Below are 19,582 nucleotides of genomic sequence, written 5' to 3'. Positions count from 1 at the left end.
GAGTCACGCGATGACCCTCGTACACCACCCCCATGGACTTGACCGGGTTCGTCTACGCCGGTCACGTGCGTCTATGCCCGACGTCGCGGCGGATCGCCGCCGAACTCGAGACCCGCGGCAAGGCGCCCGCGACCCAGTCCCACATAGGTCAGGGGCTGTGCATAGGTAAGGGCTCCGGCTGGACCGTCACCAGCACAAAGGCGGCGGCCTGGAAGCGTGCGATGGCCACCTGCTCGGTATGCCCGCTGCTCGCACAGTGCGAGGCACAACTGGAGGAGCGGCTCGCTGCCGGTGTCAAAGTCCGTGAGCAGATTATGGCCGGACGATTGTTCACCGTCACCGGCCGCGAGATCGAAGCCGCTGAGGTCGATGCGTTCGCAGTTGCCCGGGGACGGACGAAGAAGAAGCAGCAGAAGCCCCGGGGCGGCACAGCTCGCGAGGTCGCGGCATGACGTCACTCGCCGACAGGGTCTATCTGATGGCCAGCGGACAGATAGCGCCTCCCGCCGCCGAAGGTCCCATGGAGATTCGCTGGAACTGGTTCGCAGATCTATACGACAACCCACGCTGGGGCCTCTGTACCATCCCGGGCTTCACCGCATCGGCCGCCCACACTGTGGCCGAACTCTGTCGGGCAACATCTATCGATCCGACAGCGGATGCTGACGTAATTGCAGACCGGGTCACCGCTCTCAAAGCACGCTGGCAGGCCATCGATCGACTTGCCGCAATCAAAGGTGGCCGTGCACAATCCGAGGCCGCCGACTACGCATGGGCTGCAGTCGCCGCCTCCGCAGTCGACGCGTACGACTACCTGGCCGGCATCGAGTTCAGCGGTACCGAGACCGTCTCCTCCGCCTTCTGGGGACAACTCGTCACCCAACCCGCCAACGCCGCCGTGGTCCGTATCAACGCAGCTACCAACGCCTGGGCGTCAAGTCGTCGTCAGGGTGCGACAGGGGTCGCAGCATGACCACCGTCAATGCTCTCGACTTCCACGGGCGCCAGTGGGAACTCGTCCCAATCGAGGATGTCATCCACGCCAGGAACGTTGCGGACGGCGTCACGACACTTACCGTGCTTTCCGAACAGCTTCTCGCCGAATGCGGCCTTTTGGTGATCTCTGCTGAGGCGCCGACCCTGAGTGTCGGCGCCCGAGAGAGGCTCGCCAATGTCATCGACTTGGTCGTTACTGACCCTGAGACGGCTTCCATTGAGCAGATCCGTGAGGTCGCTTCGCTCGTCCGCCTACTTCTCCACCGACATCCCGCGTAGCAGTACAGATACAGCGCGCTTCTCCAGGGCAGATCGGTCCCGATCACCAATCTTGTCGCGCCTCCCTGTAAGCGGGCTCGTTGAAACCCCAGGCCAAGTCCGTTCAGTCCTGACACGCCGAATCGTTCATGAAAGGCAGCCCCTCCGATGGCCACTTCAGTCACATGCGACACACCGAAGAGCGCCGGTTACCCGTATCGGTTACAGATTCGATCTAGGGTTTCCTCATGGCACAGCACAACAAGGGGCCCCGCGGGCAAATCGCTACCCGCGCGCCCCTCAGACACCACAAGGTTTACGAGAGTCGGGCAGCCGAACTCGGCATCCCTGCTGGCGACTACTCCGTGCTTATCCTCGCCATCACGCACGGACTGGACATCCCGGACTACATCAGCGAGAAAATTCGACCGGAACAACTCCGGCTACTTGAAATCGAAGCTGCAGGGTCACTGCATCGCATCGAGCAATTGGCGATGGGCGCATGAACGACACCTGAACACGGAACAACCCCCAGGGCTTGGCGGCGTCGGGGGTTGTCCGTGTATGAAATTTCGGGACCTTACCAGCTCCCTGACCACCACTACCTCGAAAGGAAGAGGCGGTGCTTACTCCATGATAACGCACGGCCGCAACTCTGCCCTGCCTGCGAACTTCCAGTCAGTCACGTGTCTGTCTCAACGAGACCACGTGCCGGCTACGACACTCCCGCTCGGGCGAGACCCTTTCGATGGCGCTACACCTGTGTTGGCCTACCAGGGAGCCTATTACGCGACGGAATCTGCGGGTTCTGATCTGCGACTTCCGGTGCTGCGTATGCGCGTACCGGCCCTTCTAACTGAGGAGGGCGGTGGGCCTGGCGACTAGCGGATCGGAACTACCTCGATAGCTAATTCAAGAGCAGCGGTACCACCCAAAAGGGACCCCCGGGCGGGGGTGGGTTTAGTCAATGAATCCCGCTGGGAGGACTGGCAGGTCCTCCCGTCTAGGGCGATCGTCTGGCAGGACGGTCATTCCCTGAGGTGAGAAGAAGAAGTGTGCAGCCTCTTCGACTCGGTACTGCATTCCCCGAAGGGATTACCTGTGCTACTAGGTACGTCCCAGGGTAACGCATACCCTGATGCCCTTTCCACGGTTGAACATTCCGATCTCGGCGTGTCGTGGGATAAATCACACTCGCCGGTTCCCCAAACCACGCAACCGGCGACGCAACCACTTCAGACGCCGTGGATTGACGAGCTGCGACAGCTCAATACGGATACCGATCAGCGCGGCAAATCTTGGACGCTGCCCGTCAATCCCGGCCAAGAAGCAAGCATCCCGATCTGGACAAGTCGCGACGGATGGATGCGACAGGTCCGGTACGCGATCACCAAGACCGCCGCCGGCCGCGCCGCAGCCGCCCGACACAGGATCGGCGTCGAAAGTATGGTCGCCATCGCTGGCGCGCACGCGTCGTCAGCCGACTCGAAAACTGGGCGCCGCGTTACTGCCACCGTCCAGAATCTCGCCGCCCGCGCTGGTGTGTCTGAATCGGTGGTCAAACGGGGTCGCCGCGTGCTGAAAGCACTACACCTCGGCTTCGAGCTGGTACGGGGCCGTACCCTGACTACGCGTGAATTCCAAGCCGCAGAAGTCCACCACGGTGGACGTCAGCACCGCGCTGCCAGCGTATGGGCTCTATCCTCCCCACCTGACCTCGTCGCAGCCACCCCCGCTCCCCCACAAGCAAAAAAGCGCGGCAGCTCCCACTGCAGGACACACCGCGCGGCAAAGCACACTCACCCCACCACCCCGACGGGATCGAATCCCAATCCCCAAGCCCGCGACCGTGACCCCCTATCTTTGAGTGGTTTTTCCCCGAAGGGGATCTCTTGTAGAGAAGTAATCACCAAACGCGCGTGCGCGCGCGAGAACCAACCCTCATCCTCGAATCAGACGAACCCGCGCCCGATAAATCTCCAACGAGCCGCCTCCACCCTGATCGCCGCAGCTCCAGTCATCGCACCCAGCGGCCACATCGGCGCCGTGTGCGACGTCATCGATCGCGCAGGAATCGACACCACGCGCTGGACAGGACGGGATATCGCCCAAGCTTTGACCGCTGACACCGTATCGCGAGGTGAGCTCTGGCCAGACACTGTTCGCTCGCCGATCGGATATCTGACCTGGCGTTTGTCCAGAATCGACTGGTCGGGCCTCTCCCCCAGCGAGCAACGCGCCGCAGAGGCTGCACACAGCGCACAGCGCAGGGCTGAGCGTGACGCCGAACGCGAACGATCCCGTCGCGCAGCGGCGTCGCCTGAGCACCGAAAAGCGCTCATGGAACAGATCCGCGCCACCCTGGCACCCCAAAGGCAGGCGGCGTAACCATGCCCATCGATCCTCGGCGCACCATGCACATAGGGCAACGCTGGTCGGACCGGCCGCGGACGATCACCACCGCGCCGAGCGAGGTACCACTCCCCACCGAGTCTCGGCCATATACTGCGGCAATCATCGTGGCCGACTCGCACAGAACGGAGTGCGCTCGTGGGTAAGAAGAACACCGTGTCCCGATCGACCCAACGCCACCCACGGGTCTATGTCAGCCGAGTCCAGGCGCCTCCCCGCATCAGCCGCAACGCAGACTCGATCCGCGAGCGTCTCCGCAACGGCGCCAAAACAGTCGTGGTTGACACTGCAGGTCAGCTAATCGAACTCGACGACAAAACCTTCGCATCGGCCGGCGACGAGTGGACCTTGCGGTTTACCGCTGGATCGCAGGCACGGATTCATCTCGACTCACCACTACCCGCGACCGCGCACATCGTCGCCACTGACGCGACGACCGTGGAAGTCACCGGGCAAGTTCATGTCTGGGCCTACACACACGCGACGGTTACTGCCTTCGACCAGTGCCGCGTTGTAGCTCATAATCACGCATTCATCAGAGCGTGTGACCACTCGGTTGTGTGGGCCGACGACAACGTCGTTGTCCACGCCTACGACGAGGCCACGGTCCAGGCTAGAGATCACGCGATTCTCGCCCTTTCCGATGAGGCACGCGCAGTCGTGGAAACCGCAGTCGTGGTTCGCGGTCCAGCTCGCAAGAACGTCACTATGAGGGACACATGATGCCTGAGCGTGGGCAGACGCAACTCTGACACCGCACCACCTGCCCACCAGCAGTTCCGAGAACGCCTCGTACGCCTGGTAATCGAAGTCGACCCTCTCACACAGCAGACGGTTCACCCCATCTTCGTGGATGAAGACTTTTCAACGGCGCACGACACCAGCGGTCGCGCTCAACGGGCACCGCGTCCTTCCCGGCTATTAGGCAGCCAAATAACGCTGACCTACCGTTGCTAGCAATGCGAGCTAGCAACGCTAGGTAGTTCTGGCTATTGCGAATAGTTTGGCGAGCGTTGATACCCGGGGCTACCTACGGTTTCTGTCACGTGACGGCAGATATGGACGTCGCCGGAATCTCACCGGACGGCGCGTCGTGATGGCGCCTTGGTCGATGTCTGTGGTGGACTGCGGATATGCCCAAGAGCCGTGGCCGCCGCAAGGGCGGCAAAAGCCGACCCGTTCGCCGTGCTCCTCGGCAACTTCACCCAGCCGATCTTCTGCTGCTCGACGCCCGGCAACTCCTCGAAATCGACGATGTGCTCACCGCCGAGACCTGGGCCAGCGGGTGGCTCGGCGAGGCGTGGTCGACGGCGGCACTGACCGAACACGAACCCGAGCACCTACTGTGCATGCAGGTCACCGGCCGAGCATGCTCCACACCGTCCCCGCACTCGCTGGCCGCGGTCGACGCGCTCGCGCGGGTCGCACCTGCGGCCGACCTTTCGATGCTGACCGACACCCTCGGCATCTTGGCCGAAACCCAACCACTGCCGGCCTGGCACACCGTCGCGGCGTGGACTCCGACCGCAGCGTGGCGCGCGGTCGACGTGTACGAGAGCGAACGGGTCCTGTTCATTGACTACGACGGACCGCACCCACACACATTGATGGCGAATATCTACCAGGTCGGCGGGCTGATGATCGACAAGCTTGCTCTCCTGAATGCTGGCGCAGCCACCACGTGGGACCAGCTGCGCGAGCCCGATGAGGCACCGATGCCGCTCCAGTCGGTCCCGGTCGCCGAGGTGCTCGCCGATCTCGCGCACGCGTTACGCACCACCGACATGACCTGGCCCCGCACCGCCGACGAGGACTTTTGCGATCACCGGGCGCTGGCATGGTCCCGCTGCCGGAACTACCTGCCAGAATGGCCCGAACACGTCGGACTTCCCGAGCAAAGGCGCCGCCAACTGGTCGAGGACTTCCTCAACGACATCGGAAGCGACGACGAGGTGAGCCGGTCGCTGGCCGAGCTGTTCCTGGACTACGGCGACGGCTACATAGGCGCCGGACCGCTGTGCTGGAGCCCGGGCGAGGTGATGCTGCTGCTCACCGATTGGCTTCCCCGCAAAGCAGTCCTCGACGCCGACCAACGCAACGCACTGCCCTTCGTGTTGCGCCGATGGCTGACCTTCGCGCTGACCCAACAGGAGATCGACCGCCAATGGATCAGCCGCGTCGTTGATGCTGTGGACACCTTCCTACCCGAGTTCCATGACGCATTCGACGATGAAACTACCTGGGGCCCGGCCAAACAGGTGGCCGCAGCGCTCACCGAGCGAGGCGTCGACCTCACCGACCGCCAAGCCGTCGACGACGGCATTCGGCAACTCAACGCCGAACAACTCGCCCACCGATTACTGCCCTGAACCGTCGGCTCTGTGCACACCTGATTCACACGTCCTGCCGCTTCCTTCTTAACCCGGGGGAATGCTTCCCTGCGACGCGCTGTCCAGCGAATGTGTGCTCGTTGCGAAAGCGATGTAACCCACGGTGCGATGCTAGTCATGCTACGTAGCGTTGCTAGAGACGCTAGATAGCAATGTAACGCTATTGCAGAGATCTCGATTAGCTATGCGAGCGTTGATTGCTCGCGTGCCGACGGCTGCTAGGAGCGACATAGTAGCTAGCGGTATAGCGACCGTTGCACTTACGCCGCTGGCGGAAATAGCAGTTCTCGCTCACAGGGATTGGACCGCTAGCCTAGCTAGCGGAGCGCCGCTAGCTCGAGAATCGTACTTGGTGGATCCGGGGCGAGGTCCGCTCGGGCGGCATGTTGAGCTGTGAAGACTCGAAGCCGGCCTGTTCTGTTTCCCCGGGTTCCGCCCGTGCCTAGGCGGAGGCGATCTGGTGGAGGGGCGCGTTTTGCGTGACGGTGCCTCGTGGCATAGTTGCGGCCGACGACTTCCTGACCTGCTGAAATATCAACGCTAGCTCCGATAGCATTGACGGGATCCGCTTTGGTAGCAGGGAGGGAAAGCGCAAATATCCGGTCTAACTGGGCTATCGGCTCTAGTCTTCATAGCGCGGATAGTTCTGCTATGGCGACGATCGCAGCTACTCGTTGTAGCGCAGCAATTCCCGCAATCGTCGCTATCAGAGAGACATCAGCAACGATATCTACCGGAGCTAGACGCCGTATGAGCGCTATAGTTGCGCCGCTTTCTATGGTCGCTTGCATGTCTAGTCCGACTTGCCTTTCGAGCCTTTCTAGGCGTTCTAGCCTTAATAGGCTGGCTATGCAGTCTAGGGGTTGTAGGGGTGCTTGCAGAGCTATGAGTGCGAACAGAGCTATGAGCGCGATGCTTGCGAGGGAAGTTTGGCTATCGATCGTTGCTGTTATCGCTATAAGCGCAGTCGTATCTAACGTCGCTATGAAAACTAGTGCAGTAACTGTTGTGAGCAAATCTATTACAGAGACTGTAGATAGGTGCGCAACCATAGAGGTCCTAGCTATGTTTGCGTCGTAAGCGTCGATTGCTACGAAAGCCAAACTAGAGACACTAGTTAAGCTATTCACGCTAGCTCACCTAGCAAAGGGCGCTAGCGTTGCTCGGCGTGTCGGGCTAGTTCAGCGGCCAAGCCTGGCTATGCTCCCTACGCGAGCGTGCGGAGTTGCACTAACGCTCATCGCGCGCATCTGGAAGTCTCCTGGCCTCGACGGAACGGAAACCAAGTCATGACACGCAAATGCGCGATCTGCAATCAGAAGGGGGGAGTGGGCAAGACCGCCACGACCCTCGGTCTCGCGAGCGCAATAAGCAACGCCGGCGGACACGTCCTCATTGTCGACGTCGACCCCCAGGGCAACGCCACCAACGGCGTAGGCGTCACCATCACCGACGAGATGCTGACAACCTACGACCTGATGAGCCGAACCGAATCGGGCACGGCGATCGACGCCGTCATTGCCACCCCATGGGACGGCGTCGATCTGATCCCGGCCGACCAGACGCTCGCGAACATCGAATCGGATGGGGCCAACGATCTCATCTTCCGCCTCGACATCGCCTTCGAAGGCCTCGACCTTTCCGCCTACGACGCCGTCCTCTTCGACTGCCCACCGTCGCTCGGCAAACTCCTCTTCGCCGTCTTCTGTGCAGTGGACGGGGTCATCGCAGTAACCGAGCCCACCATCGACAGCGTTCAAGGCGTCACCAAGCTCTTCGAAACCGTCGAGAATGTCCAGCGACGCCCCAACCCGAACCTGGCTATCGACAAGATCGTCCTCAGCCGACAGCGGGGGACAGGCGAACACCGATTCCGGGAGAGCGAACTGCGCGAGGTCTACGGCGACCTCGTCGCGCGCACCACCATCCCGGAATACGCCACCCGGCAGGACGCACACAGCGCGCGCACCCCGATCCACAAATTCACCGGCGGAAAATCGCTGTCATTGCAGCTCGCCTACACCGACCTTCTCAACGAACTACCCATCAAGACCGCAGGAGCGACCGTATGAGCGTCCAACGTGAACCCGCTATCCGCAGGCCGGCGCACCCTGCCGCAGATCTTCCTGAGCGCCCCCGGGTCGTCAAAGACCCCACCCCGGCCGCCGTCGACGAGCAGCCGACGCAACTTCCGACCGAATCGACCATCAGGTCTGTCGCCGACGTGCCCGTCACACCGGTCTTGTCCCCTGCACCCGAGGCGGCATCGCCGGTCGAGAAGCTCAGCGAACAACACAACGTACGACTGCGGCCCTCGACAAAGGCCCGCCTAACGCGCGGTGTGGACAAGCTGCGCTACGAGACCGGGGATCGCAGCATCACCATCTCGTCAGTCACCGACGCCGCGCTCATCGAATACCTAACCAAAAACGGCTGCTAGCACTAATTGCGACACTAGCTAGCAGGGCTAGGTGAGCGATCGTGGTTCGAGATATGCCCACCGCAACGCATCTTGCCGAGCCGACATAAGGAGGCCCCCGCCGATTGCACCGGCGGGGGCCTCGTGGACCGGGACCCCGTGGAAGGAAACCCCGATCATGAACGACCTTAGTATCCGAGCAGCACGAATCCAGCTCCGCGCCCTGATTGCCGCCCTAATCGTTGCGATCGCCATTGCGGTCGGCATCACCACCGGAGCATTTGTGCTGTCGTTCGCCGTGCAACGCGACCTCGCATTGCAGGCCGGCATCCCGCACTACCTCACCTGGATCTTCCCCGCCATCGTCGACGGCGCAATCCTCGGCGCAACGATTGCCATCGTTGCGCTGAGCAAGATCAACGGCAGCGCAACGGGGAAGCATTTCTTTCTCTGGCTCGCAGTGGTCGTCGTCTTCATCAGCGTCTTCGGCAACGCCTACCACGCCTACCGCGCCGGGGAAGCCGCTGCGCGGAGTGTTGCGGCGGGCATCGAACTGGGATACACCCCATTAACTCCGACCGGCGCATCGCTCATTGCAGTCATCCCGCCACTCTTGGTCTTGGCTTTCACTCACGGTGTCGGAATCCTCATCAAAGCCATCGGCACCGCCCACACCGAATACATAGCGGTCGTTCGAAACACCCGCGACCGCGAACAGCGAGACGAGGACATCACCGACTACCGGACGGCGGTGGCGGAGTCGATGCCGGCATCCGAACGCAACAGCGGCGAAATTGCGGGTCTCGTTGCTCCGAGCGTTGCGCAGGTCCCCAACGTTGCGTCGGACTCCCACGTTGCACACGTCCCGAGCGTTGCGCCGGACTCCCACGTTGCACACGTCCCTAACGTTGCGCCGGACCCCGGCGTTGCATCGGACTCCGACGTTGCGCCGCGCATTGCGCAGCCTGTTGCATCGGCCCCCGACGTTGTGCAGCGCTTCGCTCATCCCGATCCGCAGGTCGCCGACACCGCAACAGCAGACGGCTCCTCGACACTCGACGACAGCCGTGAGGCCGCCGCGGCCGGACCCGAGGATGCCACTGACGTTGCAGATGCCGTACAGCCGACCGAAGCGAACCCAGATGACGTCACCGACGTTGCAACCCTCACCGAGGAGCGCGTTGCACGCAATGCGCTGGAGGACTCGCAAGAGCCCTTCGTGTTGCCGGACGAGGCGCAGACCATCGAGAACCTCCTCGACTTCATCGACACGTGCGCCGACTTCGAGCCTGTAGTGAAGGAGACGGCCCGACTGCGAATCATCGAACAGCACAGCTACGCGGAGATCGCCACGCTCACGCGGGCCAAGGCAGCCAGCACCGCAATGCGCCGGTTCGACAAGGTGGCGCAACGCGCCGTCGACGCCGGGTTCCGGACGCCCCCGTTGCCGGAACTCGAGGACGCGGCGGACGGACGCAATGCGGCAACGCTCGATCCGCAGTACACATTGGTCGGGGCACCCTGATCACCCGAGGGAAGGCGGCGACGGCCAGTTCGTACTCCGCGTCTTGACCGGGAAGACCACCCGACCAAATAGAACGAATCTCGCCCCACAAGAATCCCCCGAATCTCCGCAACACTCAGCGACTCTGACCGCAACGCAGACAGACGTTGCAGACCAACCAGAAGGGTGGCAATGCAACGCCGGGGTGCGGAAACGCAACGCCGACGGCACGAGGTGTGAAACGCAACGCAACGCAACGCCCGATTCGGATGCAACGAACAATCGGTCGTGTGGACCGCGAAGCAGACACAACACCATTGCAACGTCGACGAGCATCTGCGGATTGCAGCTGGGCGGACGTCACGTTGCATGCCGGACGCGGATGACTCATCCAGTTCACTCGAGAAAGGTGAGGGGCACATCCCGTCACTCGATCCCGAAGCGGGCAAGTAGATCCGGTGGCGAGATCCAGTGCGAACCGTTGGTGCCCTCGCGCCGGGTGTCGGCGACGACCCCGTTGCCCCGGATCCCAGTCGATGGCCGGACCCTGGTCGCGTTTCACCTCGACGCTTGGGCCAAAGCCGTCTCGTCCGTCAGCGCCGTCGGCGCGGCACACTCAGGTCACCTGTCGAGAGCCTGGATGGCGTGCGGAGTGCGGACAGCCCGTACCGGCCTTCCCGATCGCCGGTTCGCCCACTTCGTCTTTACTCCCGTCGCAGGGCTTGACGATGGGGGCGGGGTGGCTGCGGTCGATCGCGCCACGAAGTCGAGTACGGTGTCGGCAGACGCCATTGCGGCCGCTCAGGTGGTTCGACCGTGCGCCGGGCGTATCAGTGCGCGTGTCGACGCTTCGTTGAGTTGCTGAACGGTTGAGGAACCCATCTCGTGCGCTCTGGTGGCGGGGGAGAGCAGGACGCAATTTCATCACGGTGACGTAAGTGCCCGAGCGGTGAGCCGGTTGTCCATTCTCGTGCCCCGAGCGGATCGTCGCGGAAATGGGCATAGTCAGCAACCGTGCGCCGAGAATCTCCGCGACCGCGACCTGATTGCACGGCGATGCTAGCTAACTCCGCTAGGGTAGCTAGCATCGCTACGGCGCGAGTGTGCAACGCACCGCGCCCGTCGTGTGGTTCGTGTCTATCGACCACCCCGGCAGTCATTCTCGTGGCGAGCGGGCTGTGGCGGAACTGGTCGATGACATCGACGGAGACCGTGTTCGGCGATGAGGGCGAAAGCATCAGCTACGCGCTCGACAACGTCGAATACCAGATCGATCTCGAGGACGAGAACGCCAGCGAGGTCCACGCAGACCTCGACGCATTCGAGGCGGCTCGGTGGTGGTGTGCGCCGCTCATTTATGGCCGCAGCTGCTCAGAGGTCCCACAGTCCCAGCAGCGCGGTCCGGAGGCTGGGGGAGCGGACGTAGTGGTCGGTCCGCAGCCGTGAGCCGGGGTGCCCGAGGTCGGTGAGCAACTTCTCCGCCTCGGTAAGAGGGAGCGGCGGCAGGTCGGCGCGGATACGGAGGAAGTACAACACCGCCCCGCCGGACCGCGGGATCTTCATGGGGTCGGACACCACGACGGCCGGTGGGTAAAACCATGCGTCGTCGGCGGAGACGAAGACGATCACGTCGCCGCGCCGAACGCCACTGGGCTTGTCGAGGCGAAGCGATTCGACCTGGTATTTCGCCGCCGGGCCGCCGCGGCTGCGGTGCCGGCCCCGCTGCTCATCGAGGACCTGTTGTTCGGTGCGGGTGGGTTCATAGTCGACGGCGTGTTTGACGAACATCCGGGTCACCGGCGTCGGCAGAAAGTCCGTCTCGGTGCGGACGCGGCCGGTGACCCCGGGCAGGGGGACGGCGCGGCCGATCTCCCACTCGAGGATCGCGTCGTCGAGGAACACCTGATCGACCTCGGTGATCTCGTCGAGGCGGTCGATGAACGTCCGCACCGAGGCAATGACCTCGGGGTCGTCGGTGATGATGACGGCATCGTCTGCGAAGGCGGAGTTCTCGGACGCGTTCGCCGACCCGATTACGGCCCGGGTGTTGGTCGCGATCACTTTGGCGTGCAGGGTCGGTGACGACAGCACCCGCACCCCCTTGTTCACGTAGTACGCGAGGGCGGCGGGGGAGGTGGCGTGTGCCCGGATAGCGGCTTTGGAGGCGTTGACGACCAACAGGTCCCCGGCGCGCAGCGGGAGCAGCTCGGGTGCGTCCTGTCCGAGATACGCGATCGCGGCGTGCCGGGCGCCGCGGGTGCGGATGGCGCGGGTGATGTGTGGCCACGGGCTCGGCCCGTGGAAGGTGGTCCCCATACCGACAGACGGTAGCCTGCCCGCCCGCGGGTGGTGCCGGTCCCCGACAACGCTGAAAGAAGCTGAAAGGGCGCCATCGGCCTCGGGCCGTCTCTCCCGGCACAGCCGACGGTGGCGTGTGTGACGGGCTGACCGCGGTCGCCCGCGGTGCAGTGATCTCCACGCGGGCCAGGCCCTCGCCGTGGGTGGTGCAGTAGTTGGGCACGACTCTTGGCGGTCACAGCATCTCCCCGTCCTTCATGCGGCCGGATCACGCGGTGGCGGAAATGCGTCGGCATCGGCCACAAGTGAAAGCCCGGCGCTCGTACGCTGTGAGCACCACGACACCAGCGGGAGAAGGATCATGAGTTACGAAGCGATCTACGACGGGGTCCGCTATCCGCTCGCCGATGCGGCCGCCGCCCACCGCCTCGAGGAAGCTATCAGGGGCATCTTCGAAGACAACGGCAACGGCGGATTCGTCGGCTTTGTCAGCCAGAACTCGACGGTACGCCTGCTGATTACGCCAGCGACTCCGGTCGCGATTCGGGGCAGCGACGAACCGGACCCGAGCGTCGTCCACCGCTGGTAGCCCGCCCACAACCGATACCTTCGTCGGACCGCGACGGTGTGTCCGCCGTCGCCGATGACGATGACCAGGTGTCAGCGAGACGTTCGGCAACGATCCACCGTCAGCAGAAGGAGGGTACGGTGCCCGGCCTCATCTTTAGGGCGGGTGTCACCTACGACATCAGCCACACCAGATTCGAGGCCACCCGCGAGCTGCTCGTACGGTTCGCCGAGGGACGCACCACCGGAGTGGCAATGTCCCTCACCCATGACGGCGGCGCTCAACACCACCTGTTCATCACGCCCGGGGCGCCGATCACGCTGGTGGAATGACGAATCCGAGGTGGTCGGGTCACGACGGTTCCCTGCGCTGACGTACCCGAGCTGTGTGTCCGACTAGGTCGTCGCCAGCGGCGTCGAAGCCGTCGGCCGTAACACTCACATCCTGGGCGCAAATCTGCATGCAAACATGCCCGCGAAGATACGTGCGAGAAGGCATGTGGTGGGTAAGGTGAACTCCGCGGAACTACACGGACGGCACGCGGAACACGAGTGGGTGGGTATGGCGAAGGTAGGAAATTCCCAAGGCAGCGCCCGCCGCCGCCCGACCGGGGGTGGACGCGCAGGCGCCGCGGGGTCGGGGAAACGCGGTCCCGGTGCGGGAGGCTCCGGTGGTGCGGGAACGCCGAGTGCGGAGTTGACGGCGAAGTTGGAACCGCGGAAGGGACCGACGAAGGTTCCGCTCAATACCCGGGTCCTGGCCTCGACGGAAGCCCGGCTGAACTGGCTGGTGAACAACCGTCAATCCACGGTGACCAACGTCGTGGACGTGGCCCTGCAGGAGTTCTTCGACCGCTACAGCGTCCCTCCGGCAGATCTCGACGGCCGGATCGCCGAGCAGGAGTCATGAGCGGTCCGTGGGAACAGATACCCTTGTTCGCACTGCCCGAGGGAACCTTAACGGCGTCTCCCGATTTCACCGATGACGTTCTCCCCGACGACGACGCTGCCTCCGTCGATGCTGGTGTCTTCGTCGCAGCCGATCAGGCGGGCTCGGAGCCAGCCGTTGCAGCACACCGTGAATCGTCCGAGCAGCGGGACGCCGCCGAAGCCGACGACGCCCCGACGCCGCCGTCTCCCGAGGTGGATGGCGCTGCGGTGGACGGCGACGAGGTGGACGACGACGCGGCCGGCAGCGACGAGGTGGCCGTCGACCCGCCGGTGTGGGAGACGCTTCCGGCCGGTGAGGAAGCCGATGGTCATGCGCTGATCGTGACCGCTGCGGGGACGTACACACCGTCCGGGCGGGAGCTGACCGGTCCCGTCGATTCAGTCGAGAAGCTGGACAAACTGATCCGCTGGGCCGCGCTGACACCGTTGGGCGCCCCCGCACAGATCTGGATCGTCGGACAGGGCGCATGCGAGCTGCTCGGGTGGATCATCGACCCAGGCAGCGAGGACGACGTCGACGACATGGAAGCCCTCCGCAACCGCGCCGCCCAAGAACTGACCGCAGTCCTCCACGCCACCCTCACCCCACTGCTGAACGCAGGGTGGGAACTGCGCGGCGATCCCGGGCACGTGGTGCACCTGTCCCGCTCGATCGGGAACTTCACCTCCATGGTCGATGTGGTGATCGAACCGTACGTATGGACCTACTGGAACAAGGACTTCGGTTGGCACAACCGGGTCGGCGACATGGGCATCCTCGGCTCACCGACGGCCGGAACGTATCTCCCCGACGACGACCTCCCGGCAGCACGGGAACTCGGTCGCCGACTGGCCTGGTGCGCCCAGCACCTCGGGGTGCTCCCGGGACCAACGCCCGCGCGCACCGGCGCAGCGATCGTCGACAAAATCAAGCGTGAACGCACCCGCAGCGGCAAAGGCATCGTTGTCACCACACCGGGCTCGGTCCCACCGCTGGACGGCCCGCCGCGGGGAGATCTCGAACCCGCCGTCGGCTGGACACGCGTCCCCGACGCGCAGGATTTGGACGGGACGGGCCGGTTGGTGTCCATCGATCAGCGCGCCGCTTACCTCGCCTCTGCGGGCATGCTCGAATTCGGCTACGGGCAACCCACACACCTGACCGGTAACGCAGCGGCCGCGGCGGCGGTGGGGGAGAAGGGTGCCCCGTTCGGGCTGTGGCGGATCACCCTGCCCGCGGGGCAGGCGCTGTCGCTGCCCGAGAAACTCCCGTTGCCGCACCCGCACATGCTCGCGGACCAACCGGTGCAGACCTGGGTGACCACCGTGAGCCTCGACGGGCTGTGCTCACCAGTGGCGGACGGCGGAATCGGCGCCGAACTCGACGACCTCGACATCACCGAGGCCTGGGTCTACCCACAACAGGGCCGCGCCCTCGACAAGTGGGCGAAGATCCTGCGCGAGGCCCGCAAGGCCGCGGTAGACACCGACGACGAAGCGACGAAACGGTTCCTCAGCACCTGCTACAAGGGCTATATCGGGCGAATGGTCAACCCGGACATGTGGACCGCGACACGGATGCAACATCACCACCAACCGCTGTGGCGTGCGTCGATCATCGCGCACTGCCGGTGGCGGGGCCGCCGGGTGGCGATGCGGATTGCCCGCGAGCACGGCCGCTGGCCGGTCCGCACGGTCACCGACTCCTGGGTGTACCTCCTCGCTGACAGCGAGGACATCGCCGACGCGAGCGAGGCGTTGGGGAAGATGTCGGTGGAGAAGGACGTGGTCCTCACCGACACACTCCTGTCCGCCTTCGCTTCGGCGGAGGATGTGCACGATGTGAACCTCGCGATCAAGGCGGCGTTCGCCGACGACGAAGAGGGGGATCTCTGATGGCCCTGCATCTTCCCAAACCGCGCACCACGAAACCGGCGCAGGAGGCGGTCGGTCTCGACGGCCTCAAGGTGTCCGTTGCCAACGCCGCGACCAGCGGTGTGGAGAAGTCGAAGCAGGTCAAGTCCGGGGGGCTGGCGGGGCTGACCAGCAAGGTCTCGGTCAAGCAGTTACGCAAGGAGCTCGGCAACGAGGGCCTGCGGCAGGCGGCGATCGATGCCGGCCGCACCCCGCCGTCGGCTCGTACGTTGCGCCGGTGGGCGCAGCAGGGCCGGATCCCGCATGCCGATGTTCTCGAGCGTGCCCAGCGGCGTGCGGCGATCGAACGCCTCGGCGGCGTCGACGCGGTGGCGGCGAAGATCGGGCGGTCCCGCTCCGCCGTGTCCCGGTACCGGTCCGGGGAGACGAACGAGTTGCGTGCGGACGCCAGCAAGAAGCTCAAAAACGTGAAGGCGCAGGACATCATGAAACGGGCCGGAGTGTTGCGCCCGGACGGTACCCCGAAGAAGGCGGTTATCCGGGTCAAGGGTGGTGTGATGGTCCGCAACGGTGCCGACGAGGGCTACGACTACCGGGTCCGGACCCTGGATTTCGCGAACTCGGATACCCCGTTCACCAGTGAGGAGTCCCGCGAGCTGGCCGCCGCGTTGGCGAATGACGATCACGCCCGGGTTGTCGCACTGCTCGAGCGGCACGCCACCCTCGACTACCCGGAGAACAAGGGCTTCGACAAGTACAGCGACCAGTTCGGCTTCCACTTCGACCACATCGATTCGGTCCACATCGACTGGATTTAGCCGGCCAATGGAATTCGACCGCTGGTCGACTTTTCTCGTGGCGCCCAGTGCAGGCGCCGCGGGTCGGTGCCGGTGGCCCCGGCCTGGTATCCGTTGTGGCGCCGCGTCATCGGACAGCCCCGGTGGGGTTCGTCAGCCCCAGAAGATCGATGTCGGGTCCTGGTCGAGTTCGGTCAGCAGGGGTTCGAGGTGCGGCGACGGCGCCAGCCGGTCGTGGGCGTGGAAGCGGAGATTGCGGTCGCGCCAGTACAGGCTCCAGGTCTTGGTGGCCTTGATGTAGCGGAGCCGGGCGATGGGCAGGCTGGTCCACTCCGGTCCGACGTCGTCGCTCCATGGGGGCGCGCCGCTCGATGATGGTCAGGTGCCGCGCCGCGATCTCACATTCGAGGCGCACCTGATGGCGGGCGTGCTCGGGCACGCGGGCACCGCACCACCGCTGCACCCGCCCAATATCGAGCTCCGGCGAACCGGGAACCGCCGGTCCCGGCCGCGGCGGCACATGGCCGGTACTGTCGCCGGCGGCCACCAGGGTCGGGGGTGGGCTGTGCGGGTTCTCGGCTGCCTCACTGAGTACGGTGAACGCGGCGTCGAGGCGCTGGCGGCGCCGGTTCGGTTCATGGTTGGCGTCGGCGGCCACGTACCCGATCAGCTCCTCGATCTCGTCGTCGCCGGCCGGCAGGCTGAGGTCGTCGCCCTGGACGGACGCGCGGTAGACGACGCGTTCGCAGTCGGTGTCGAGCAGCACGATGCCGCGCCGTGTCGCGGCGACGTCGTCGGGGATGCGGAGCTGGCGCACCGGGCCGGTCGGGGTCGATCGTCGACGGCGGAGGTCGAACGGGGAGTCCGCCCAGTCACTGATTCGCCCCGCATCGCCGCAGGCGTCGCATTTCCACGCGATCGGTTCGGGGGATCGGCGCGCAGAATGATCATCCGGCCGGTGCAGCGGCGGTTACCCGGACGTCGCCGGCACGGCAGCGCGCTCACCCAATTGACACCGGTCTCACCGGCCGTGGCCGCCCGAACCAGGTCATAGAACTGCTCGGCGAGACGGCGGGCAGGGCCGGGAGCCTCGCCGGGCAGGTCGAGGAAATGACGCAGATCGCAGACGAGCACCCTGCAGGAGGTACCCGACACCGACCAGGACGGGCGGTCCCGTGCCCATCTCGCCCTGCGAACCGGAGTTCCATCCCCGGTGGCCCCTGCAGTCCAGCCTGCGCACCCGGATCGTCAAGGGCTCGTCGAGGACCGTGTCGACACCCGTCTCCTGACCTCGGCCCCGCTGGTATCGGGCAGGTTCGGGGTGCCAGGGCACCCCGAACTCCCGACCACCGGGCGAGGAAGTCTGCACTGACACCGATGCTCGGAACCGACACTGTTTGTGTGTTCGCGACGAACCGGTCACCTCCCGATTCGCCGACCGGGGATTCTCGCCATCGTGTCCGGCGAGGTTCGCGCGGACTGCGCGACATTCCCGACGCCCGTGGTGAGACCGATCGTCGCGGGCAACGGGTGCGCGGCATCACGGAGTCGGCCGCGTCGCGGGTCGTCGGTGGTCGTCGGCTGGGCGTTGCCGTGTGGGTCGTCGCTGGCGAAGGCGCGCCGGATCTCGTCCCAGGGTTCGGATGGTCCACGAGGTCATCACCGCAGGGATGACGGTGCCGTCCTCATTGGCTGGGGTAGAGCAGTTCGGCGAGGCGTTGACCGGTGACGGTGAAGCTGGGCGCCGTCTCTCGTTGGAAGTATTCCGTCTTGCGGGTGCGCAGGAGGTCTTCACCGTCGTGGTGCCAGGAGAAGTTGGGCCTTCGCAGCAGGGCCCGGAAAACGGGATCGACGCCGGCGGGGTGGCGTTGGGCCAGTCGGCGCAGCGGCAGGGCGGAGACCGTGTCGTCGTCGAGGTAGGCGCGCAGTAGGGCGATGTGGGTGTGATCGCCGGCCAGCGCGGGATCGGAGAACATCGTGTCCAGCTGGCCGAAATCTTGGTAATAGTTGAGGCCCTCGGTCTCGTCGTAGATCAATCCGACGCTGTCGGCGTCGAGGTAGTCCTCGGGCAGACGGCCCATCTGCTCGGCGGTCAGCGCGTGTGGCGCCGCCGGGCTGGTGGGTGTGTCGTGGGGCTCGGTGGTGGTGGCGATCCGGGCGAGGTGGTGCCGGTGGTACTCGATCAGCTGTTCCTGGGCAGTGGCGGGCGGCAGGATCACCAGATCTGTCCCGAAGAAGTCGAGGAATGCGGCACGGGCGTCGGCCTGTAACTGCCAGGCCCGTTGGTACAGGCCGCGGTTGCGGCGCAGCAGACTCGGGTCGGCGGTGAGCACTTCCTGTGCGGCCTGTGCGAGGACCGGGCCGGAGGACGAGGGGAAGGGGAGCAGGTGTCCGCTGATCAGCCAGTGTCCGGTGGCGGGGTGGACGGGCACGATGCGGCAGTAGACGAACATTCCGGGCTGCAGTGCGGCGACCACCTCGGGGCCGGTGTTGGAGTGCACCGGGTAGTGCAGGTCGTCGATGAGGTTGTGGAGGACGGCGGTGCCGAGGTCGTCGTCGGCTGCCGGGTGGACCTCGAAGTAGCCCTCGACGACGTCGCGCCACCCCAGCAGCATCATGCGCTCGTCGTCGGTCAGCGGCGGGCGGCGCTGTGCTACGAACCGTTCCACCACCGTGCCGCCGTCCCGGAGGCGGTACTCGAGGGCGAAGTGATCGAGGGTGCGGACGAGGATGGCCTCGTCGAGCGGGCCGGTGTCGGCCGCGTCCCGCAGCAGGGCGGTCAACTGCCGGTCGAAACGGCGATGCTGGACGAACTCCACCAACTCGCTCTTCAAATCTGCGCTGCGGGCGATCAACTCGGCAAGCGTCGTCTCCTGCGGGGCGAAAAGCGCGGCATCGGCACCCGGCTCCGCGTCGCGCAGGTCAGCCATGAACGCCGGTCCTGGTTCGTATCATCATCCGCATCACGGCCGTGATGGTACCGGTATCACCCGATCCGGTGACTGTGACGACGCGGGCAATCGAACCACTTTCGATGGGCAGAGGCGACGGGACACGTTGCAGAGCAAAACGCAGTGACGTGGGATTTCGGGCCCGGCGGTGCGATAACTGAAATTATCGTCGCCGAGTGCGCACA

Annotated in this window: 18 protein-coding genes; 15 read left to right on the top strand and 3 right to left on the bottom strand. The window is 64.8% G+C overall.

What is annotated here, in order from left to right; all coding sequences use genetic code 11:
• Positions 1–32: 32 nt before the first annotated feature.
• The 10 genes from RHA1_RS44045 to RHA1_RS43995 all read left to right on the top strand — a co-directional run bounded on the left by RHA1_RS44045 (position 33) and on the right by RHA1_RS43995 (position 10,000).
• On the top strand, positions 33–452 hold the full coding sequence (locus RHA1_RS44045; protein ID WP_011600544.1) for a hypothetical protein: 420 nt from the start codon (positions 33–35) through the stop codon (positions 450–452).
• Positions 449–973: a hypothetical protein gene (locus RHA1_RS44040; protein ID WP_011600543.1), complete on the top strand. Its 525-nt coding sequence runs from the start codon at positions 449–451 to the stop codon at positions 971–973. Before RHA1_RS44045 ends, RHA1_RS44040 begins: the two co-directional genes overlap by 4 nt.
• Positions 970–1,275, top strand: a complete 306-nt coding sequence (locus RHA1_RS44035; RefSeq protein ID WP_011600542.1) for a hypothetical protein — start codon at positions 970–972, stop codon at positions 1,273–1,275. Before RHA1_RS44040 ends, RHA1_RS44035 begins: the two co-directional genes overlap by 4 nt.
• A 227-nt stretch (positions 1,276–1,502) precedes the next feature.
• Positions 1,503–1,760 carry a hypothetical protein gene (locus RHA1_RS44030; RefSeq protein ID WP_005245100.1) on the top strand — a complete coding sequence of 86 codons (258 nt, stop codon included), beginning with the start codon at positions 1,503–1,505 and terminating at the stop codon, positions 1,758–1,760.
• A 547-nt stretch (positions 1,761–2,307) separates the two neighbouring features.
• Positions 2,308–3,642 carry a hypothetical protein gene (locus tag RHA1_RS48815; RefSeq protein ID WP_011600541.1) on the top strand — a complete coding sequence of 445 codons (1,335 nt, stop codon included), beginning with the start codon at positions 2,308–2,310 and terminating at the stop codon, positions 3,640–3,642.
• Between the two features lie 162 nt (positions 3,643–3,804).
• Entirely contained in the window at positions 3,805–4,389 is a 585-nt protein-coding gene (locus tag RHA1_RS44020; RefSeq protein WP_011600540.1) for a hypothetical protein, read from the top strand.
• 410 nt (positions 4,390–4,799) lie between these two features.
• Entirely contained in the window at positions 4,800–6,035 is a 1,236-nt protein-coding gene (locus tag RHA1_RS44015; RefSeq protein WP_011600539.1) for a hypothetical protein, read from the top strand.
• A 1,310-nt stretch (positions 6,036–7,345) separates the two neighbouring features.
• Positions 7,346–8,128: a ParA family protein gene (locus RHA1_RS44005; RefSeq protein WP_011600537.1), complete on the top strand. Its 783-nt coding sequence runs from the start codon at positions 7,346–7,348 to the stop codon at positions 8,126–8,128.
• Positions 8,125–8,496 (top strand): hypothetical protein, encoded by a 372-nt coding sequence (locus tag RHA1_RS44000; RefSeq protein ID WP_011600536.1) that lies wholly within the window; start codon positions 8,125–8,127, stop codon positions 8,494–8,496. The genes RHA1_RS44005 and RHA1_RS44000 overlap by 4 nt, the downstream gene beginning before the upstream one ends.
• A gap of 157 nt (positions 8,497–8,653) precedes the next feature.
• Entirely contained in the window at positions 8,654–10,000 is a 1,347-nt protein-coding gene (locus RHA1_RS43995) for a DUF2637 domain-containing protein (RefSeq protein WP_011600535.1), read from the top strand.
• A gap of 1,350 nt (positions 10,001–11,350) precedes the next feature.
• Here the strand turns inward: RHA1_RS43995 and RHA1_RS43985 are convergent.
• Positions 11,351–12,295, bottom strand: coding sequence for a phospholipase D family protein (locus RHA1_RS43985; RefSeq protein ID WP_011600533.1), 945 nt, complete (start codon positions 12,293–12,295; stop codon positions 11,351–11,353).
• A 343-nt stretch (positions 12,296–12,638) separates the two neighbouring features.
• Here RHA1_RS43985 and RHA1_RS43980 point away from each other — a divergent pair, with 343 nt between their 5' ends.
• The 5 genes from RHA1_RS43980 (at position 12,639) to RHA1_RS43960 (ending at position 16,467) form a co-directional block, all read left to right on the top strand.
• Positions 12,639–12,866: a hypothetical protein gene (locus RHA1_RS43980; RefSeq protein WP_041813770.1), complete on the top strand. Its 228-nt coding sequence runs from the start codon at positions 12,639–12,641 to the stop codon at positions 12,864–12,866.
• A gap of 119 nt (positions 12,867–12,985) precedes the next feature.
• The gene (locus tag RHA1_RS43975) at positions 12,986–13,177 is read left to right on the top strand and encodes a hypothetical protein (protein ID WP_041813851.1); all 192 of its coding nucleotides are present in this window, start codon (positions 12,986–12,988) and stop codon (positions 13,175–13,177) included.
• Between the two features lie 229 nt (positions 13,178–13,406).
• Positions 13,407–13,754, top strand: a complete 348-nt coding sequence (locus RHA1_RS43970; protein ID WP_050787726.1) for a hypothetical protein — start codon at positions 13,407–13,409, stop codon at positions 13,752–13,754.
• Complete coding sequence (locus tag RHA1_RS43965) at positions 13,751–15,670, top strand: hypothetical protein (protein WP_041813768.1); 1,920 nt, start codon at positions 13,751–13,753, stop codon at positions 15,668–15,670. The genes RHA1_RS43970 and RHA1_RS43965 overlap by 4 nt, the downstream gene beginning before the upstream one ends.
• A complete protein-coding gene (locus RHA1_RS43960) occupies positions 15,670–16,467 on the top strand; it encodes a hypothetical protein (protein WP_011600529.1) in 798 nt (265 codons plus the stop codon). Before RHA1_RS43965 ends, RHA1_RS43960 begins: the two co-directional genes overlap by 1 nt.
• 106 nt (positions 16,468–16,573) lie before the next feature.
• On the opposite strand, the gene RHA1_RS53930 is transcribed toward RHA1_RS43960, so the two are convergent.
• Both RHA1_RS53930 and RHA1_RS43950 read right to left on the bottom strand, forming a co-directional pair.
• Positions 16,574–17,263 (bottom strand): DUF3024 domain-containing protein, encoded by a 690-nt coding sequence (locus RHA1_RS53930; RefSeq protein ID WP_011600528.1) that lies wholly within the window; start codon positions 17,261–17,263, stop codon positions 16,574–16,576.
• 868 nt (positions 17,264–18,131) lie between these two features.
• Positions 18,132–19,376: a hypothetical protein gene (locus RHA1_RS43950; protein WP_011600526.1), complete on the bottom strand. Its 1,245-nt coding sequence runs from the start codon at positions 19,374–19,376 to the stop codon at positions 18,132–18,134.
• Positions 19,377–19,582: the final 206 nt, after the last annotated feature.

It is taken from the genome of Rhodococcus jostii RHA1, from assembly GCF_000014565.1.
In the GTDB taxonomy this organism is placed as follows: domain Bacteria; phylum Actinomycetota; class Actinomycetes; order Mycobacteriales; family Mycobacteriaceae; genus Rhodococcus_F; species Rhodococcus_F jostii_A.
Note: the sequence above shows the minus strand (reverse complement) of the source record. Positions and strands in the feature narration are given on the sequence as shown.